This window comes from Pseudomonas phoenicis, assembly GCF_047302395.1.
Taxonomy (GTDB): Bacteria; Pseudomonadota; Gammaproteobacteria; order Pseudomonadales; family Pseudomonadaceae; genus Aquipseudomonas.
This window is the reverse complement of record NZ_CP154852.1, coordinates 2974792-2993063: the sequence shown is the minus strand read 5'-3', so window position 1 is coordinate 2993063 and position 18272 is coordinate 2974792. Positions and strand designations below refer to the sequence as shown.

Here is an 18272-nt window from a genome sequence, read left to right as displayed (position 1 = left end):
GCGCGTCACCGAGACGCGCAGGATGCAAACGGTCGCTCGCACTGTTGCACGCCAGGCAACAGTGCCCTGCGACATTTTGTCTTTTTTTCCGCAGCGATCCTCTATATCCTCCCGGCTCGCTGAAACGCTTCAGCCTCCTTACTACCCCTGTTCCATCGTTGGTGTCCGCCACCCTCGATGCCTTTGGCATTCGTTCTAACCATGACAAGACAGCTTTACCTTGCGAGTTTTCGGGCTCGGCCCTTGCTCGTACCTGCCGTCCTCACGCTTGCCCTGTCCAGCCTCTCTCCTGAAGTGCGCGCCGAAGATCACCCAGCGTTCAGCAGCGATTCGCCCTGGATGCTCGGCGACTGGAACGGCGCCCGCAGCCAGCTCAAGGCACAAGGTTACGACTTCACCTTCGGCTACACCGGCGAGATGGGCAGCAACCTGCACGGCGGCCATGACCACGACCGCACCGCGCGCTACAGCGACCAGTTCACCTTCGCCAGCCACCTGGACCTGCAGAAGATCTTCGGTTGGCATGCCACCGATCTGCAGTTCACCGTGACCGAACGCAGCGGCCAGAACATCAGCAACGACCGCATCAACGACCCGCGCGTCGGCGGCTTCACCTCGGCCCAGGAAGTCTGGGGTCGCGGCCAGACCTGGCGGCTGACGCAACTGTGGCTGCGCCAGCGATACCTGGACGGCGCTCTCGATCTGAAAGTCGGCCGCTTCGGCGAAGGCGAAGACTTCAACAGCTTTCCCTGCGACTTCCAGAACCTGGCGTTCTGCGGCTCGCAAGTCGGCAACTGGGTCGGTGGCATCTGGTACAACTGGCCGGTCAGCCAATGGGCCTTGCGTGCGCGCTACCACCTGAGCGCCACCCTGTTCGCCCAGATCGGCGTGTTCGAGCAGAACCCGTCGAACCTGGAAACCGGCAACGGCTTCAAGCTCAGCGGCAGTGGCACACAAGGTGCGGTGATGCCCATCGAACTGGTGTGGAGCCCAATGGTCAATGGCCTTAAAGGGGAGTATCGCGCCGGCTACTACTACAGCAGTGCCCACGCGAACGATGTGCTCAAGGACGAACACGGACAGCCCGCCGCACTCAGTGGCGCCGCCTACCGCAGCAGTGCCAGCAAGCATGGCCTGTGGTTGGGCGTGCAGCAGCAAGTGAGCGCGCAGGCCAGCGATTCGTCTCGCGGCCTGACCCTGTTCGCCAATGCCACGCTGCATGACAAGAAAACCAATGCCATCGATCACTACGTGCAAGCCGGCCTGGTCTACCAAGGCCCCTTCGACGTCCGTGCCAAAGACGACATCGGTTTCGCCGTGGCCGCCGTCCACGTCAACCCGGCCTTTCGCAAGAACGCCCGCCTGGCCAACCTGGCCCGCGGCATCGACGACTATGCCAACCCTGGTTTCCTGCCCGTGCAGGACACCGAATACAGCGCCGAGCTCTACTACGGCATCCACCTCGCCAACTGGCTCACCCTGCGCCCCAACCTGCAATACATCCGCCACCCCGGCGGTGTCGAACGGGTCGACGACGCACTGGTGGCCGGGCTGAAACTACAGAGCAGCTTTTGAACATTCATCACTTTGACACGACGGAGAACCTGCAATGAGCACTGACGGTGCCAAACACGCCTCGCCCTGGCTACCACGGCTGATGGGCGTCCTGCTGTTGCTGATGGGCCTGGCGTTGGTCGCCGGGGGTGTTCGCCTGATTCAGGTGAACGGTTCGCTGTACTACATTCTCGCCGGGGTCGGTTTCGCCCTGTCCGGCTTGCTGCTGCTGGCCCGCCGCCGCCTGGGCCTGGGCCTGTACGGCTTGGTGTTGCTGGCCAGCACGGCCTGGGCCCTGAGCGAAGTAGGCCTGGACTGGTGGCAACTGGTGCCGCGCCTGTCGCTGTGGTTCGCCCTCGGCGTGGTCCTGCTGCTGCCCTGGGCGCGTCGCCCGCTGGTAGGCTCGGCAGCCGGCGCCAACACCGCGTTGCTGACCGTCGCGGTGCTCGCGTCAGGTGCCTGCGCCGTCGCCAGCCAATTCACCCACCCCGGCGAAATCGCTGGCGAACTGGGCCGCGATAGCAGCGAAATGGCCAGCGCCGCGCCGAACATGCCCGAAGGCGATTGGCAGGCCTATGGCCGTACCGAGTACGGCGATCGCTATTCGCCGCTGCGCCAGATCACTGCGCAGAACGTCAAGCATCTGGAAGAAGCCTGGCGCATCAGCACCGGCGACCTGCCGACCGGCGATGACCCGGTGGAGCTGACCAACGAAAACACGCCGCTCAAGGCCAACGGCATGCTCTATGCCTGCACACCGCATAGCAAGGTGCTGGCCCTGGACCCGGACACCGGCAAGGAGATCTGGCGCTTCGATCCGCAGATCACCAGCCCGAACAAGTCGTTCAAGGGCTTCGCCCACATGACCTGCCGCGGCGTGTCGTACTACGACGAAAACCGTTACGTCAGCCGTGACGGCAGCCCCGCGCCGCAGATCTCCGATGCCGGCAAACAGGTCGCCCAGGCCTGCCCACGCCGCATCTACCTGCCGACTGCCGATGCCCGTCTGATCGCCCTCAACGCCGATACCGGCAAGGTCTGCGAAGGCTTCGCCAACCGAGGCGCCGTCGATCTGACCCGCGGCCTGGGCCCCTTCACCCCAGGCGGCTACTACTCCACCTCGCCCGTTTCGGTCACCCGCGACCTGGTGATCATCGGTGGCCACGTCACCGACAACGAGTCGACCAACGAGCCCTCCGGCGTGATCCGCGCCTACGACGTGCACGACGGCCGCCTGGTATGGAACTGGGACAGCAACAAGCCTGAAGACACCGCGCCTCTGGCCGACGGCCAGATGTACACGCGCAACTCGGCCAACATGTGGTCCATCGCCAGCGTCGACGAAGATTTGGGCATGGTCTACCTGCCGCTGGGCAACCAGACCCCCGACCAGTGGGGTGCCGACCGTACCCCCGGTGCCGAGAAGTACAGCGCCGGTCTGGTCGCCCTGGACCTGGCCACCGGCAAGGTGCGCTGGAACTACCAGTTCACCCACCACGACCTGTGGGACATGGACGTCGGCAGCCAGCCGACCCTGACGCATCTAAAGACCGATGACGGCGTCAAGCCCGCAGTGATCGTGCCGACCAAACAGGGCAGCCTGTACGTGCTCGACCGCCGCGACGGTACGCCGATCGTGCCGATCCGCGAGATTCCGGTGCCGCAAGGTGCGGTCAAGGGTGACCACACCGCGCCTACCCAGGCCCGTTCCGACCTCAACCTGCTGGGCCCTGAGCTGACCGAGCAGGCCATGTGGGGCGCCACGCCGTTCGATCAGATGCTGTGCCGCATCCAGTTCCGCGAGTTGCGTTACGAGGGCCAGTACACTCCGCCGTCCGAGCAGGGTTCGCTGGTCTACCCAGGCAACGTCGGCGTGTTCAACTGGGGCGGCGTGTCGGTCGACCCGGTGCGCCAGCTGCTGTTCACCTCGCCGAACTACATGGCCTTCGTGTCGAAGATGGTGCCGCGCGAGCAAGTCGATGCCGGCAGCAAGCGCGAGAGCGAGACCAGCGGCGTGCAGCCCAACACCGGCGCACCGTACGCGGTGACCATGCATCCGTTCCTGTCGCCGTTCGGCATGCCGTGCCAGGCCCCGGCCTGGGGCTATGTGGCGGCCATCGACCTGTTCACCCACAAAGTGGTGTGGAAGCACAAGAACGGCACTACGCGTGACAGCACCCCGGTGCCGATCGGCCTGCCGGTCGGCGTACCGAGCATGGGCGGTTCGATGGTCACCGCCGGCGGCGTGGGCTTCCTCAGCGGCACGCTGGACCAGTACCTGCGCGCCTATGACGTGAACAACGGCAAGGAGCTGTGGAAAGGCCGTCTGCCGGCTGGCGGTCAGGCCACGCCCATGACCTACACCGGCAAAGATGGCAAGCAGTACGTGCTGGTCACCGCGGGTGGGCATGGGTCGTTGGGGACCAAGATGGGCGATTACATCATCGCCTACAAACTGGCCGATTGAGCCTCGGCGCCCCTTCGTGGGGCGCCATCGCCTACGTAGCGTGTCTGCCAAGCGACGTAGGCAATATCTGTTTTCAGCAGCAGCGGTTCGCGCCTACCCAAGCGGAACCGCCGCCATGCTGCTGCGCACTTATCCCCCCTCGCCTGCTGTTCATTGAAACCACTCCCCCGCCGCCCCATCTAAGCACCATTGCCCATCACGCAGGTGCCCCATGAGCGACCAGCAGGATCATCCGGATCACGACGAAAGCAGCGAAGTCGAGCATATCGAAGCCGACGCCGATGCAGGCCGCTACCTGGCCCTCCCCGGCCAGCAGCTACCGGACAAAGTCCACGTCATCCCCATCCACAACCGCCCGTTCTTCCCAGCCCAGGTATTGCCGGTCATCGTCAACGAAGAACCATGGGCGGAGACCCTCGACCTGGTCGCCAAGACGCCGCACCACTCCCTGGCGCTGTTCTTCATGGACACCCCGGCCGAAGACCACCGGCACTTCGACACCCAGGCACTGCCCGAGTACGGCACCCTGGTCAAGGTGCACCACGCCACCCGGGAAAACGGCAAGTTGCAGTTCGTCGCCCAAGGCCTGACCCGCGTGCGTATCCGGACCTGGCTCAAGCACCATCGCCCACCGTACCTGGTGGAAGTCGAGTACCCGCGGCAATTGTCCGAGCCTACCGACGAGGTCAAGGCCTACGGCATGGCCCTGATCAATGCGATCAAGGAACTGTTGCCGCTCAACCCGCTGTACAGCGAAGAGCTGAAGAACTACCTCAACCGCTTCAGCCCCAACGACCCTTCGCCGCTCACCGACTTCGCCGCCGCCCTCACCTCCGCCACCGGCAGCCAGTTGCAGGAAGTGCTCGACTGCGTGCCCATGCTCAAGCGCATGGAAAAGGTCTTGCCGATGCTGCGCAAGGAAGTCGAGGTGGCGCGCTTGCAGAACGAGATCTCCGCCGAGGTCAACCGCCAGGTGGGCGAGCATCAGCGCCAGTTCTTCCTCAAGGAGCAGCTCAAGGTCATTCAGCAGGAACTGGGCCTGAGCAAGGACGACCGCAGCGCCGACCTGGAGCAATTCGAACAGCGCCTGGAAGGCAAGACCCTGCCTGAGCAGGCAAAAAAACGCATCGAGGAAGAGATGGGCAAGCTGGCCATCCTGGAAACCGGATCGCCGGAATACGCCGTGACCCGCAACTACCTGGACTGGGCAAGCGCGCTGCCCTGGGGCGTGTACGGCAAGGACAAGCTAGACCTCAAGCATGCGCGCAAGGTGCTCGACCAGCATCATGCGGGCCTGGACGACATCAAGGAACGCATTCTCGAATTCCTCGCGGTCGGTGCCTGGAAGGGTGAGATCAGCGGCTCCATCGTGTTGCTGGTCGGCCCGCCCGGCGTGGGCAAGACCAGTATCGGCAAGTCCATCGCCGAATCCCTGGGCCGGCCGTTCTACCGCTTCAGCCTGGGCGGCATGCGCGACGAAGCGGAGATCAAGGGCCACCGCCGCACCTACATCGGCGCCCAGCCGGGCAAGCTGGTGCAGGCGCTCAAGGATGTGGAGGTGATGAACCCGGTCATCATGCTCGACGAGATCGACAAGATGGGCCAGAGCTACCAGGGCGATCCGGCGTCGGCACTGTTGGAAACCCTGGACCCGGAGCAGAACGTCGATTTCCTCGACCATTATCTGGACCTGCGTCTGGACCTGTCCAAGGTGCTATTCGTCTGCACCGCCAACACCCTCGACTCCATTCCCGGCCCGTTGCTCGACCGTATGGAGGTGATTCGTCTGTCGGGCTATATCACCGAGGAAAAGCTGGCCATCGCCAAACGCCACCTCTGGCCCAAACAGCTGGCCAAGGCCGGTGTGGCCAAGACCAGCCTGAGTATCAGCGACAGCGCCCTGCGCCTGGTGATCGAGGGCTATGCCCGCGAGGCCGGCGTGCGTCAACTGGAGAAGCAGTTGGGCAAGCTGGTGCGCAAGGCAGTGCTCAAGCTGTTGGAGAATCCGGATGCCAAACTCAAGATCGGCCCCAAAGACCTCGAACCTGCCTTGGGCGTACCGGTGTTCCGCAGCGAACAGGTACTGTCGGGCAAGGGCGTGATCACAGGCCTGGCCTGGACCAGCATGGGCGGCGCCACCCTGCCGATCGAAGCGACGCGTATCCACACCCTCAATCGCGGCTTCAAGCTGACCGGCAAACTGGGCGATGTGATGAAGGAGTCGGCGGACATCGCCCTGAGCTACGTCAGCTCGAACCTCGAGCAGTTCGGCGGCGATCCGCGCTTCTTCGACGAAGCGTTCATCCATCTGCACGTGCCCGAAGGCGCCACGCCCAAGGACGGCCCCAGTGCCGGGGTGACCATGGCCAGTGCCCTACTGTCGCTGGCGCGGGATCAGGCGCCGAAGAAAGGCGTGGCGATGACCGGGGAGCTGACCTTGACCGGGCAGGTACTGCCCATCGGTGGCGTACGCGAGAAGGTCATCGCGGCCAGACGGCAGAAGATCTTCGAGCTGATTCTGCCCGAAGCCAACCGTGGCGACTTCCAGGAACTGCCAGCCTACTTGCGGGAAGGGATGACGGTGCATTTCGCTCGTAAATATGCAGACGTAGCGCAGGTGCTGTTTCAATGAAACCTAGCGTTGAGCCTTAGCCGTCGAACAGACCGCCTGTAATGGCCTCATACGGATAGGCCATCGAGAAACCCTAGAACGAGAACACCGTCTTGAAGACGGTGTTCTCGTCAAGCGCGCGCCCTCAGCGCAGCAGTTGGCCGAGCATGTGGCGTTCAAAGTTCAAGAGTTTGTTGGCCAGGCTGTCCAAGCGCAGCACATCGGCCAACGTCTGGCCCTTGAGGTCATGCAACAGGTTCATGTGCAACCTCAAAGCATGGACCAGACGCGCCACCGTGCCTTTCCACTTACAGCGCTGTAGCGTCAAAGGTTCAAGACTGTCGAGCGCCGCCAGTGTGCCGGTGAGCGTAGTTTGCTTCTGCGCAGCCTGACGCAACAAAGCCCGCTCCTCGCCCACGCGCTTGATCAGCAGATCGATCTGCTCGACCAGCTCGGCATAAGACATCCCCGTTGGCGTCTGGCCTAGCGCAGCCTCCAGGTCGTTGAGCGCCTGGCCGACGATGCCCACCGGAGTCCGCAGTTTGATGGTGTCGAGAACCGATGCCTCGAGCAGCGCCTCGATGGATGGCAAGCGCCCCACGAAATAATGCGGTAGATCACTGATTTCCAGCGTGTCGAGCGCACACAACGCCTTGCGAAGGTCTTCCTCCAAGCGCTCCACTGTCTCGGTACCGATTTGAGTATGCTCGGCATTGTTGAGCAGTGTTGCACGCAAGCGCGCACGTTCGTGCGTGCCGTTGAGTTCAGGCAACGAGACCAATGCCTTGGATTCTTCCTCCAGGTAAGTGATCTGGGCCTGGAGCAGTGACGTGATTTTTTCTCTCTCCTGCTCGGCCACCTCGAGCAGTTCGGCACTGTCCTCCATGGTCCAGGCGTGGATGACATCGTTGAGCATGTGCGAGCTCAGATGCGTTTCCAGGTTACGTGCTGTGCTGACCGTGCGGTCTATGCAGCGGCTGAGCAGTTTCTTGTACCGTTCGAGATTTTCCTGCACCAAGGGCAAGGCGCGGAAATCGCTCTCTTCCCAGATTTGGGTATGTTGGCGAGACGCTTCGACCATGTTCGTAAGGTCGACAGTGCGCAAACCGACGTCGAGCGTGGAGAGACTAGCGGTCATGGAGATGTCCTTGTGGCGATGTGATTGTTGGCTTCGGCAAACACTGCTGTCACCTGAGTGGCGCGCCCCCGAATCTCATCCCAGCAACGCCGGAACAAGAGGTAGTTGATCATGAATGTTGCCAGTGCCTGGCTATCCTCTATCGACTGCACGCGCTCGAGCGCCTCACTGATATAGGTACCGATGCTGCCCCATGCGGTATGCAGATGATTCGCGGCGGTGCGAACGTCTTCCAGAAGCGTGCCGAGTTCGACAAGACGCAGCACCAACTCCGTGAGCGTGTTTTCGACCCGACCTCCGAGCGGCAAAGCGCGAAGCGCTTCACTTCTTTTTTGGCAGGCTGTCTTGTAGTGCCGCAACCTGGCCTCGAGGTATTGCAAGTCCTTATCGACGTCGGCGACGCCTTGCATAAGCGCGTCGAGACACTTCTGTTTGGCGAGCAGATAAGCCTGCGCACACTGCTCGACGTCGCTATCGAGCGCATCAATGTTTCGCGGCGCATCGCTACCGTCACGCGCGATAGCCGACTTGGCGAGGCTGGACCATGCTTTTTTCAATGCAGGGATCAGTTGTTCAGATAATCCACGCCGAAACGTCACGGCTTGTTCAGAAATACGCGCCACCATGAACGTGTAGGCGATCATCTCACCCTGAAAGTCTTCGAAAGCCTCATGGAAACTCGAAATGTCTGCTTTGACGTTCGCCGCTAATTTCACGGGTGCGGCTGACGACAGGGTTTGCCAAACGCTCAACCGATCCCCGTCCGCCAGCGCAGGGTAGTGCGCGATGATCGTGTCATCCCAATTGGGCAACACCGTTTTTTCACTGGCCAGGTAACTCGCGAGCTTTGTACTTTCGCCGGCAAGTAACGGCCACTGTGCGGCATGTTCGCGCACGGCATCGAATAGGGACTGGGCGGCAAGTGGCGATAAACCCGAAGACGCGATGAAAGCAGCGCTCGACCCGGCACCGAGCGTCGCTGCATCGGTCGGCAGGGCAGTGGCATATTCATAGTACCGATTCAATGTCACGACATGTTCGCGGTTGAGCGTCAGCTGGTTCAGGCCACCTGTATATATTCGGGTATAGGCATCGAGCTTCGCCATGGGCGATCCCACTACATCATCGGCAACGCCAGGGTGTGTCGAAGACGCTAGATTCATATTACGACTCCTTGTACATAAGGTCCCTCGAGATCCTTCAACTTGCACACCCGGTCGGTGGCGCAACGGCTCACGGCGGGCACACGACCGGTGTGTTCAAGGTCCAACAATGTTTGAATCATCTTGCCATGCAGGCCAAGCGGTATAGGACTTCAGCCTGGAGTCAGCCTTCCATTTGCGTCATCAGTGTGCGCTCGAACGACAACAACTCATGGCACAGGGGCTGCAGTTCGCGAACATTTGAAATCTTTTGCACGACGACGGCGCTCAGCGCATTTTGATATTGGACCAATCGGTCCGACAACTGCTTTCCAGCGCCCTTCCATTGTTCAAGCTGTTGCTGAAGTTGCGGCAATTTTTCGAGCACGTCGATCTGGCTTTTAAGTGTTGAGGACTGGGTCGACAACTCCCTCGCTTCGGCGGCTTTTTGATGGGCACGTTCGCGCAGTTGATTGGCTTGGTTGTACAAACTTTTGAACCCTATCCCTGAGACCGCAGACCCTAATACCTGCTCTAGCGTCTTCAACGCCAATTGCACGCCCGCGATGACAGGCTCGGCGTTGGCTGCAGTGCCCAACAGGTGGGTCAATTGGTCGGCGGCGGGTACCAGACCACCGGATTTGATTTCCACGTTGCTGCCCTTCAGGGTTGCAATGGCCTTATCCACGGATTCAAGCTCGGCAGCCAGTTGCGCAGCCACTTGCTCGGCCGCGGTGGTAGATGAGGTCTTCTGTTCCAGACTTTTACGCAGTCGCTGTATGTCGTCCAGCGCATCCAGTTCGGGCAGCGAAGCCAGCGCCTTGAACTCCTGAGCCACGAAGCTTACTTGCTGGGCAAGCAGATCAGCGATGCCCGACACCTCTTCCCGGGCCTGCTCGATCAAATCGGCGTCGTCTTGTTCGTTGGACATCTCCATGATGGCGCCTAGCGCATCGGGCGACATCTTGGCTTCGAGGCGCTGAGCCGTACTTATGAATTTATCGCGAAACCGTTCCAAAAGTTTGGTGTGACGCGACATGACATCCGCGACACGCGGGGAAAATTCGAAGTCATTCTGCTGCCACGTTTTCAGATAAAAGTTCGTGGCCGATGCCATCGCATCTATTTTGACCGAGTCCAAGGGGGATGGGCTAACGGCGGAGGTAGTGGACATGCGGAGCTCCTTCAAGCCTGAACGGCTTCGTCGAATATGATGGTGAGGCGATGGGATTTATCTTTGATCTCCCCCCACTGCTTCAGGAACGTTGAAAAGTGCAAAATGAAGATCAGTAGTTTTTGCGTATCGTCAATACTCTTCAAACTATCGAGCGACGCCTGCAAGTAAGATCCGACGCTGCCCCATGCGGTATGCAGGTAATTAGCAGCCGTTCGCGCGTCGCTGAGCCGATCCATCAACATACTGGTATTGGTTGCCAATTCTTCAATGGCGCCATCTATTTTGACGAGCTTCTTGAGTTCGACACTCAGCGCCCGTCTCTTTTCTTGTGCTCGGTTCCTGGCCTTTCGCGCGGTCTCGGCCTGATAGCCGAAGATGCTCCCCGCAATGATCAACGCGAGCAACCCACCCGAGGCGCTACCTAAAGCTTTGCCGACCAGGCTGTCATATTCCTTTTGCAGCGCCGTGATCTCCTGATCGAGTTCGGTGATCTGGGCTTTGACACCGGCGACTTTTTGATCGTCCTGGTACTGCCCGATGGCGCGGCTCTTGTTTTTCGTTTTTGGAATCAACTCATCCGACAGCGTCGAGCGGAACTGTTCGGTGTGGGCGATGACCGCCCTGACCTTCTGGTCATAATCAAGCGCCTTTCTTTTGATTTCTTCGATGAACGTCGTCACTTCATCGATGACGACGTGATCATCAGCGTCCAAGGCGACCGGTTCTTTGAGTTTGATCTCCTGCCAAGGTGTTTTTCCACCACCGATTTTTTTCACCTCCTTACAGGCTGAAAGCACCAACTCACCTGCTGCCGTGATCGCTTGCGCCGTCGTGCCCAACGAGTGCGCCAACTGCTTGCATTCATCCGACAAAGGATCCCAACCACTGGCGTGCTTACGGACTTCAGTGAACAGTTCAGCCATGCTCGCCGGCATGAGTTCGGGTTTGGCAATCTCTTCATACCCTAGCCACTGGATGGCTTCGGCCTCGGCGATCGGCAGCGTCATCGCGAAGTCGTAGTAGTTTTTCAGGGTAATGATGTGCTCACGGGTAAGGGTCAAGCCTCCTTGTTCCTCCCCATCGAGGTCGACCAAGGCTCGCGTCAGTACGAGGGGTTGTGTAGCGGCATTATTTTGAAGCTCGAGATATTCAGGGCTATCCAGATTCATTGCGTTGCTCCTTACGCAGGCCTGAAAGGGCCTGGGAGCTCCACGCTATGGCATCGACTATTCGTGAAGCAGTTGGCAAGTATTCCTTTCAACCTGCGAGCGGCAGGTCGTTCACCCTCGAAATGACAATGCCCTGGTACCCAGACAATCGGATCGTTTACGCCACACACCCTGCGTAGCCATGCACGTATGGCGCAGTTTGGCTAGAATGCATGCCCTTTTCCGTCAGCGCATTGGATTCTCGTGAGCAAAATCCCCGACCGCCTGTTCGCTCAGCCTATGGAGCAGGTTCCTGACTTCGTCTTCAACGAAGACGTGGTGCAGGTCTTTCCCGACATGATCAAGCGCTCGGTGCCCGGCTATCCGACCATCGTCGAGAACCTTGGCGTGCTGGCGGCGCGCTTCGCGCAGCCGCATACCGCACTGTACGATCTTGGCGCTTCCCTGGGAGCCGTCAGCCAGGCCTTGCGCCGACATGTGCGCAGTGAGGGCTGTCGGGTGATCGCGGTGGACAACTCGGCGGCCATGGTAGAGCGTTGCCGGCAGTACCTGGTCGCGCAGGACTCGATGTTTCAGGAGCTGCTGCCGGTGCAGATCCTCGAGGCCGATATTCTCGAGTTGCCCCTGCAACCCGCTTCGGTCGTGGCGATGAACTTCACGCTGCAATTCATTGCTCCAGACCAGCGCCTGTCGTTACTGACCCGCATCCGTCGAGCACTGCTGCCGGGCGGGGCGTTGATCCTTTCGGAAAAATTGCTGATGGCCGATCCGCAGGAGCAGGACCTGCTCAACGAGCTGCACCTGGATTTCAAACGGGCCAACGGCTACAGCGAGCTGGAAATCGCCCAGAAGCGCAGCGCCATCGAGCACGTAATGAAACCCGACACCCTGCACACTCATACCGAACGTTTGCACGCCGCCGGCTTCAGCAAAGTCGTGCCTTGGTTCCAATGCCTGAATTTCGCCTCGTTGATAGCCCTGCCATGATCGATCTATCCGCACTCGTCCAGCGCCTGGCTGGCACGCCCCTACAGCGTTGGGCCGGCGGCCTGCAAGCGCAACTCGACGCCAAGCTGGACAAAGGCCACGGCGACCTCGAGCGTTGGCGCGGCGCGCTGGCGGCCCTGCCCGCTCTGCACACCACCGACATCGACCTGCGCAACGGTTTGCGTCTGGACGGCCCCTGCGACGAGGCCACCCGCGCGCAGCTGCACGGTGCGCTGATGGGTTTGTCGCCCTGGCGCAAAGGCCCCTTCGAGCTGTTCGGCGTGCACGTCGACACCGAGTGGCGCTCGGACTGGAAGTGGGCGCGCATCGCCCCGCATCTGGACCTGGCCGGCAAGCGCGTGCTGGATGTGGGCTGCGGCAACGGCTACTACCAGTGGCGCATGCTCGGCGCCGGTGCGCAGACGGTGGTCGGCGTCGACCCCAATTGGCTGTTCTTCTGCCAGTTCCAGGCCGTGCAGCGCTACCTGCCCGAGCATGCCGCCTGGCATCTGCCCTTCGCGCTGGAAGAGCTACCCGCCCAGCTCGAGGGATTCGACACGGTGTTCTCCATGGGCGTGTTCTACCACCGCCGCTCGCCCATCGAGCATCTGCTGGCGCTCAAGGATTGCCTGGTCAAAGGCGGCGAGCTGGTGTTGGAGACCTTGGTCGTCGAAGGCGACGAACAGCGGATGCTGGTGCCCGAAGACCGTTACGCGCAGATGCGCAACGTCTGGTTCCTGCCGTCGGTGCCGGCCTTGGAACGCCTGCTGCGCCGCGCCGGCTTCAGCGACGTGCGTTGCGTGGACGTGTGTGTCACCAGCGTCGAAGAGCAGCGCAGCACCGAGTGGATGCGCTACCAGTCCCTGAGCGACTTCCTCGATCCGGACGACCGCTCGCGCACCGTCGAAGGCCTGCCAGCGCCACGCCGTGCGACCTTGCTGGCACGCAAGTAGCGCCCCTCAGGCGGCGGGCGCCTTGAGGGTTTTCTTCGGGTAGATGTCGTAGCGGCTCGACTTGCCGTCGATGCTGAGGCTGGGCTTGGCACCTTCGATGATCGGTGCCTTGCGCGGACGCTTGACCACCACCCGATGGGTGGCCAGGGCCAAGGCAGCGGCGAGGAGCGCTGGCGCATCCTGGTCGTCGCCCACCAACGGGCGGAACACGCGCATTTCCTTTTTCACCAAGGCGCTCTTGTCGCGGTGCGGGAACATCGGGTCGAGGTAGATCACCTGCGGCGCTTCGCCTTGCCAATCGCGCAAATGTTCGATGGCGTTGCCGGTCAGCAGGCGCATGCGCTCGACGATGGGCGCGACGTGTGTATCCAGTCGAGCGCGGGCCAAGCCGTCTTCGAGCAGGGCGGCAATCAGGGGCTGGCGCTCGATGAGCGTCATCTCGCAGCCCAGGCTGGCCAGCACGAAAGCGTCCTTGCCCAAACCTGCGGTGGCATCGAGCACGCGCGGCCGGATGCCTTGGGCAATGCCTACGGCCTTGGCGATCATCTGTCCGCTGCCGCCGCCGAACAGACGCCGATGCGCGGCTTGCCCCTCGACGAAATCCACCCGTACCGGCCCTGGAGCGTCCGGTCCCAACTGCTGGATCTGCAAACCGTCGCCGCCTACCTGCACGGCAAAGCCTGCCTGCTCATCGTGCAACGGCAATCCCAGACGCTGCGCCCAGGTTTCGGCCTGGGCCTGAAACGAGGCGGCCAGGGCCTCGACGCGGATTGCTGTGCTGTGCTCTTGCTCGACCATGACCCACTTACCCGAAAAATTAATGAAACCCCGGCCGTGGCCGATAGAAGCTACATCACCCATTGTGCCAGAGCGCCCCCTCCGCGACCGCCATGACTGACGTCCTTCCCATCGGCCTGACCTACCTGTCCCCTGTCGGCCACTACGGCCAGCAGAACACCCAGGCCCTGGGCGGCGTCAGCCACTTGTGGCAGGACTTCTTCGCCAGCGCCATGGCCGAACAGCAGGCGTTGCCGGTCGATGCTTTCAGCCAGTCGCTGGTGCGCTACGATCCGAACAGTGGCGAGCCCTTGGGCGGCACACGTGCCTTGGAACTGATCGACGCCCAGCGCGCCTGTGGCGTGCAGGACCACATCGTCGAGCCGCCCGAGCCATTGTTCCTGCCCAAGGCCGAACTCGAAGCCGCGTTGCTACCACCGGCACCGGAGCCCTTCGGCGCGGCCGAGCTGATCGCCCAGCAACGCGATCTGGACCTGAGCAACAGCTGGTTGCGACCGGTCGTGATGAGCCAAGGTCAAGCCCTGGGGGAGCCTGCGCCAGGCCCGGCACCGCGTCCTCTGCATCTGCCGATCGCCGAATTCGAACTGGATTTGCTGGAACCGGCCGCCGAGCCCTTCACCGAGTCGACCCTGGCGGAACAGGAACAGGCATTGGCCTTCGATCTGCACTGGGCGCGCCCCGTGGTGCTGAACAACGTGCGCGCCTACGCCTGATTCAGCGGCAGGCTTGCCACAGGCCCATGTCCAGATGGAAGTGGTTGGCGTGGGCGGCATTGTACTCAGGCCCCAACACCGTGTTGAACGCTTTGCACGCCCCTTGCTGCACCTCGCGCAGGAACTGGGCGTCACGCCCTTGCCCCTTCCAATCTCGAGCCAGCACGATGCGCCGGCCGTCTTGCAGGCGGAAACCGCTGATGTCCAGGGCATTGGCAGTGGCGTGTTGGCTCAGACGCCCCTGCTTGCGATGGTAGACGTTGCGGCAAGCGAAGCTGCCGAGGTGGTCGACCTGCGCCACCGGCTGGCCGTACAGGCGCTGCGCGGCCGGCTGCAAGCCGTTGCGCTCGAACAGGGCGTAGGCCACCGCCAAGGGACAGGTAGCGAGAAAGCTGCTGCTCAGACGGGCCTGCCCGGCCTCGACGCGCCAGACGTTGCGCAGTGGGCAGTTGGCGGTCTCGGGGCTGTCGTTCTGGGCGCGGTAGCGCAGCTGCGACGTTTCCAAGGCCTGACGGCACAGCGCCGGATCGTCGCGCAGACGCGACAGCTTGTAGGCGGTCAGCGCGTTCGGCGCTTGCCTGACGTCCAACACCGCCCACGGGTTCCAGGCGTCCGGGGGGCGCCAGCCCAAGTGCCAGGCTTGGCCGGCGACCAGTGACAGAACGAACAGCGCAATTCCCAATAAACGCATGACAGGTCGCTCAAAGCAGGCCGAGCTGTTCGGCCTCGGGCGCCCGAGGTATCGCCGTGAGGGACGCAAGCCCCGGCAGGCGTTCGCTCAGGCGTTCATGGAAACGCATCGCCAAGGCCGCCGCCAGGTGGTTGTCGGCGGTGTGCAGGAACACGTAAGGATGCTTGCCCTCTTCGATCCAGCCGGCGACCTTGTCGATCCACGGCGTCATGAACGGCTCGTTCTCGGCCAACTGCGGGTGGCCGATGAAGCGTACTTGCGGGTAGTCGGTGAAAGCCGCCGGGCGCAGCGGCACGTGCGGCTTCTTCGCCTGCGCTTCGAGCACCGAAGGTGAGGTGGAGGTGCAACTGAACAGTGCCCGGGGGTCGAGACAGATACGCTCCACGCCCAGCCCGTGCAGCATGCGGTTCAATTGCCGTTCCTCGGCGCCGCGGGCGAAGAACGCTTGATGGCGCACCTCCACCGCCACGGTCACGCCGATTTCGCGCAGGAAGTGCTCCAGTTCGGCCAGGCGCTGCGGCCCGAAACTGGCCGGAAGTTGCAGCCAATGGGGCGAAACGCGCTGCCCCAAGGGCGCCAACAATCGGACGAAGTCCGCAGCAGAGTCCAGGTTGTCGCGCAGGTCGCCCTCATGACTGACTTCGCGGGGGAATTTGGCGGTGAAGCGAAAGTCTGCGGGCATGGTCTGCGCCCAGCGTTCGAGGGTCTTGGGCGAAGGGCGCGCATAGAAAGTGGTGTTGCCTTCCACGGCGTTGAAGACCTGGGCGTAGTGGCCGAGAAACTCGCCTGGCTTGGCGTCTTGCGGATAGAAATAGTCGCGCCAGGTATTGTCGGCCCATGACGGACAACCCAGGTGATAAGGCATGGCAGGTGCGGTCATGGCTCAGATGTACAGGTCGAGCCCGAGCACATCCATGTCCCACTCGCTGTTGTAGCCGGCGGTCGCCAGGTAGCTGGCGAGCGCGCTTGCGGTGCGCCGATCGCGGGCGCGGGGAAAGATGAGATCTTGCTGGCGAGCGGGCAAGCCGCCACGGCGCTGGCCTTTGGCCAGGGCGACCAAGTCGGCTTCTTCGAGGGTCTCGGCCTCTTCCGCACTGTCGTCGACCACGGGCGCCTTGCGCGGTGGCAAGCGCTTGATCGGGTACGATTGGGGGGAAAAACCGTCGATACGCATGGAAGCAAACTCGGAGGCAGTAATGGCAATCTAACAGTAATTACGCGGATAGCGTTACTGCCTGATTGATAACTGGACCACAGGTAATGGGGAAGGTTTAACGCGACGGCCGACAGCCGACGGACGCCTTCTCCCCCACCCTGGCCTCAACGCGCCTTGGGCGTCGCCACGTTGTCGCGCAGATACACAGGTTGCGCCTGGTCGGCCGCGACCGCTTCGCCGCGTGCCCAGGCGAAACGGGCCAAGGCCAGGATGTCCTGTGCGGTCGGTAGCAGCTGAGCGTCGGCCTGCTCGACGGTGGCGGCCAGACGTTCGCCATAGCCCCAGCCGGTGCCCGCACCGAACCACGTCGCGACGGCAGTTTGCGGCAATGCCACCTGCTCGGGCGGCAATACCGCCTCATGCCCCAGCAAGCGCATCTCGCCTTGCTCGGCTTGGTAGCAGCCCCAGTAGACCTCGTCCATCCGCGCATCAATGGCCGCAGCCACCTGCTGCACGCCACGCGCACGCAACGCGCCCTGGGCCAATGCGGCCAGATTGGAGACCGGCAACACCGGCCGCTCGAGGGCGAAGCCCAGGCCCTGGACCACGCCGATGGCGATCCGCACGCCGGTGAAAGCGCCCGGGCCACGGCCGAAGGCGATGGCGTCCAGGTCGCTCAGCGACAGGCCGGCCTCGGCCAGAATCTGCTTGATCATCGGTAGCAGCTTCTGCGCGTGCTGGCGCGGAATGACCTCATGGTGGCTGGTGACCTCACCCGCATGCAGCAGCGCGACGGAACAGGCTTCGGTGGCGGTATCCAGGGCCAGCAGGGTGGTCATCGAACAGGGTATCCAGGCAAGGAAAAAGGAGCGGCAGTATAAACGACAACGGCCCGCAAGCGGGCCGTGGCGAGATGCGCGGTGTGCTTCAGCTGAGCGCGGCCAGCACCTTATCGGTGATCGCCTGCACCGAGCCCACGCCTGCTATATGGCTGCATTTGGGCTTGCCGTTCTGGGCGGACAGCGCTTGATAGAAGGCCACCAGCGGCTTGGTCTGGGTGTGGTAGACCGACAGACGATTGCGCACGGTCTCTTCGAGGTCGTCCTCGCGCTGGATCAGGTCTTCGCCGGTGGCGTCATCCTTGCCTTCGACTTTCGGCGGGTTGTACAGAATGTGGTAGGTACGGCCCGAAGCCAGATGCACGCGGCGGCCGGCCATACGGCCGACGATTTCTTCGTCGTCGACGGCGATCTCGAGCACATGGTCGATTTCGACACCCGCGTCGCGCATCGCTTCAGCCTGGGGAATGGTGCGCGGGAAGCCGTCGAACAGGCAGCCATTGGCGCAGTCGGGCTGGGTCAGGCGTTCTTTCACCAGGTTGATGATCAGCTCGTCGGAAACCAGGTCGCCGGCATCCATGACCTTCTTCAGCTCCAGGCCCAACGGCGTGCCGGCCTTGACCGCGGCACGCAACATGTCGCCGGTGGAGATCTGCGGAATACCGAACTTTTCGGTGATGAACTTTGCCTGAGTACCTTTGCCGGCCCCGGGAGCTCCCAGCAGAATTACGCGCATCTCGTGCTCCTCATAATTTTTATGTAAATCAATGGATTCGGCTGAAAGGGCCAACTCCGGAAAAACGGTCTCGACCGCAAAAGCAGTCAAAAGGCTGCTCAAGATACACAGCGCCCGTCAGCCAGACAAGCATCCCAAAGT

16 protein-coding genes are annotated in these 18272 nt (G+C 62.1%); 6 read left to right on the top strand and 10 right to left on the bottom strand.

Annotation, left to right across the window (positions count from 1 at the left end):
- Positions 1-201 precede the first annotated feature (201 nt).
- From AA0Z93_RS13400 to lon, 3 genes are all read left to right on the top strand, one after another.
- Complete coding sequence (locus tag AA0Z93_RS13400; RefSeq protein ID WP_413048494.1) at positions 202-1575, top strand: carbohydrate porin; 1374 nt, start codon at positions 202-204, stop codon at positions 1573-1575.
- A 34-nt stretch (positions 1576-1609) separates the two neighbouring features.
- Entirely contained in the window at positions 1610-4021 is a 2412-nt protein-coding gene (locus AA0Z93_RS13395; protein WP_413048495.1) for a glucose/quinate/shikimate family membrane-bound PQQ-dependent dehydrogenase, read from the top strand.
- 211 nt (positions 4022-4232) lie between these two features.
- Complete coding sequence (gene lon, locus AA0Z93_RS13390; RefSeq protein WP_413048496.1) at positions 4233-6653, top strand: endopeptidase La; 2421 nt, start codon at positions 4233-4235, stop codon at positions 6651-6653.
- A 124-nt stretch (positions 6654-6777) separates the two neighbouring features.
- Here the strand turns inward: lon and AA0Z93_RS13385 are convergent, their stop codons facing one another.
- From AA0Z93_RS13385 to AA0Z93_RS13370, 4 genes are all read right to left on the bottom strand, one after another.
- Positions 6778-7737, bottom strand: coding sequence for a hypothetical protein (locus tag AA0Z93_RS13385; protein ID WP_413398528.1), 960 nt, complete (start codon positions 7735-7737; stop codon positions 6778-6780).
- 29 nt (positions 7738-7766) lie between these two features.
- On the bottom strand, positions 7767-8876 hold the full coding sequence (locus AA0Z93_RS13380) for a hypothetical protein (protein ID WP_413048498.1): 1110 nt from the start codon (positions 8874-8876) through the stop codon (positions 7767-7769).
- A gap of 220 nt (positions 8877-9096) precedes the next feature.
- On the bottom strand, positions 9097-10086 hold the full coding sequence (locus AA0Z93_RS13375; protein ID WP_413048499.1) for an alpha-xenorhabdolysin family binary toxin subunit B: 990 nt from the start codon (positions 10084-10086) through the stop codon (positions 9097-9099).
- Between the two features lie 11 nt (positions 10087-10097).
- On the bottom strand, positions 10098-11258 hold the full coding sequence (locus AA0Z93_RS13370; RefSeq protein ID WP_413048500.1) for an alpha-xenorhabdolysin family binary toxin subunit A: 1161 nt from the start codon (positions 11256-11258) through the stop codon (positions 10098-10100).
- 279 nt (positions 11259-11537) lie between these two features.
- Here AA0Z93_RS13370 and cmoA point away from each other — a divergent pair, with 279 nt between their 5' ends.
- Positions 11538-12245 (top strand): carboxy-S-adenosyl-L-methionine synthase CmoA, encoded by a 708-nt coding sequence (gene cmoA, locus AA0Z93_RS13365; RefSeq protein WP_413049010.1) that lies wholly within the window; start codon positions 11538-11540, stop codon positions 12243-12245.
- The gene (cmoB, locus tag AA0Z93_RS13360; protein ID WP_413048501.1) at positions 12242-13198 is read left to right on the top strand and encodes a tRNA 5-methoxyuridine(34)/uridine 5-oxyacetic acid(34) synthase CmoB; all 957 of its coding nucleotides are present in this window, start codon (positions 12242-12244) and stop codon (positions 13196-13198) included. The genes cmoA and cmoB overlap by 4 nt, the downstream gene beginning before the upstream one ends.
- Before the next feature lie 6 nt (positions 13199-13204).
- Here the strand turns inward: cmoB and AA0Z93_RS13355 are convergent, their stop codons facing one another.
- The gene (locus AA0Z93_RS13355) at positions 13205-13996 is read right to left on the bottom strand and encodes a class I SAM-dependent methyltransferase (protein ID WP_413048502.1); all 792 of its coding nucleotides are present in this window, start codon (positions 13994-13996) and stop codon (positions 13205-13207) included.
- Between the two features lie 92 nt (positions 13997-14088).
- On the opposite strand from AA0Z93_RS13355, the gene AA0Z93_RS13350 reads away from it, so the two are divergent.
- Complete coding sequence (locus tag AA0Z93_RS13350; RefSeq protein WP_413048503.1) at positions 14089-14709, top strand: energy transducer TonB; 621 nt, start codon at positions 14089-14091, stop codon at positions 14707-14709.
- 1 nt (position 14710) lies between these two features.
- Here the strand turns inward: AA0Z93_RS13350 and AA0Z93_RS13345 are convergent, their stop codons facing one another.
- The 5 genes from AA0Z93_RS13345 to adk all read right to left on the bottom strand — a co-directional run bounded on the left by AA0Z93_RS13345 (position 14711) and on the right by adk (position 18131).
- A complete protein-coding gene (locus AA0Z93_RS13345) occupies positions 14711-15400 on the bottom strand; it encodes an extensin family protein (protein WP_413048504.1) in 690 nt (229 codons plus the stop codon).
- Between the two features lie 10 nt (positions 15401-15410).
- Positions 15411-16280 (bottom strand): DUF72 domain-containing protein, encoded by an 870-nt coding sequence (locus AA0Z93_RS13340; protein WP_413048505.1) that lies wholly within the window; start codon positions 16278-16280, stop codon positions 15411-15413.
- A gap of 3 nt (positions 16281-16283) precedes the next feature.
- Entirely contained in the window at positions 16284-16574 is a 291-nt protein-coding gene (locus AA0Z93_RS13335; RefSeq protein ID WP_413048506.1) for a hypothetical protein, read from the bottom strand.
- Between the two features lie 146 nt (positions 16575-16720).
- Positions 16721-17395 carry a tRNA (adenosine(37)-N6)-threonylcarbamoyltransferase complex dimerization subunit type 1 TsaB gene (gene tsaB, locus AA0Z93_RS13330; protein WP_413048507.1) on the bottom strand — a complete coding sequence of 225 codons (675 nt, stop codon included), beginning with the start codon at positions 17393-17395 and terminating at the stop codon, positions 16721-16723.
- A gap of 88 nt (positions 17396-17483) precedes the next feature.
- Entirely contained in the window at positions 17484-18131 is a 648-nt protein-coding gene (gene adk / locus AA0Z93_RS13325) for an adenylate kinase (RefSeq protein WP_413048508.1), read from the bottom strand.
- Positions 18132-18272: the final 141 nt, after the last annotated feature.

Bases quoted from the DNA above. Each gene is read 5' to 3' on its own strand.
- AA0Z93_RS13400 (WP_413048494.1), top strand. From the start codon at position 202: ATGACAAGACAGCTTTACCTTGCGAGTTTTCGGGCTCGGCCCTTGCTC.
- AA0Z93_RS13395 (WP_413048495.1), top strand. From the start codon at position 1,610: ATGAGCACTGACGGTGCCAAACACGCCTCGCCCTGGCTACCACGGCTG.
- lon (WP_413048496.1), top strand. From the start codon at position 4,233: ATGAGCGACCAGCAGGATCATCCGGATCACGACGAAAGCAGCGAAGTC.
- AA0Z93_RS13380 (WP_413048498.1), bottom strand. From the start codon at position 8,876: ATGGCGAAGCTCGATGCCTATACCCGAATATATACAGGTGGCCTGAAC.
- AA0Z93_RS13375 (WP_413048499.1), bottom strand. From the start codon at position 10,086: ATGTCCACTACCTCCGCCGTTAGCCCATCCCCCTTGGACTCGGTCAAA.
- AA0Z93_RS13370 (WP_413048500.1), bottom strand. From the start codon at position 11,258: ATGAATCTGGATAGCCCTGAATATCTCGAGCTTCAAAATAATGCCGCT.
- cmoA (WP_413049010.1), top strand. From the start codon at position 11,538: ATGGAGCAGGTTCCTGACTTCGTCTTCAACGAAGACGTGGTGCAGGTC.
- cmoB (WP_413048501.1), top strand. From the start codon at position 12,242: ATGATCGATCTATCCGCACTCGTCCAGCGCCTGGCTGGCACGCCCCTA.
- AA0Z93_RS13355 (WP_413048502.1), bottom strand. From the start codon at position 13,996: ATGGTCGAGCAAGAGCACAGCACAGCAATCCGCGTCGAGGCCCTGGCC.
- AA0Z93_RS13350 (WP_413048503.1), top strand. From the start codon at position 14,089: ATGACTGACGTCCTTCCCATCGGCCTGACCTACCTGTCCCCTGTCGGC.
- AA0Z93_RS13345 (WP_413048504.1), bottom strand. From the start codon at position 15,400: ATGCGTTTATTGGGAATTGCGCTGTTCGTTCTGTCACTGGTCGCCGGC.
- AA0Z93_RS13340 (WP_413048505.1), bottom strand. From the start codon at position 16,280: ATGACCGCACCTGCCATGCCTTATCACCTGGGTTGTCCGTCATGGGCC.
- AA0Z93_RS13335 (WP_413048506.1), bottom strand. From the start codon at position 16,574: ATGCGTATCGACGGTTTTTCCCCCCAATCGTACCCGATCAAGCGCTTG.
- tsaB (WP_413048507.1), bottom strand. From the start codon at position 17,395: ATGACCACCCTGCTGGCCCTGGATACCGCCACCGAAGCCTGTTCCGTC.
- adk (WP_413048508.1), bottom strand. From the start codon at position 18,131: ATGCGCGTAATTCTGCTGGGAGCTCCCGGGGCCGGCAAAGGTACTCAG.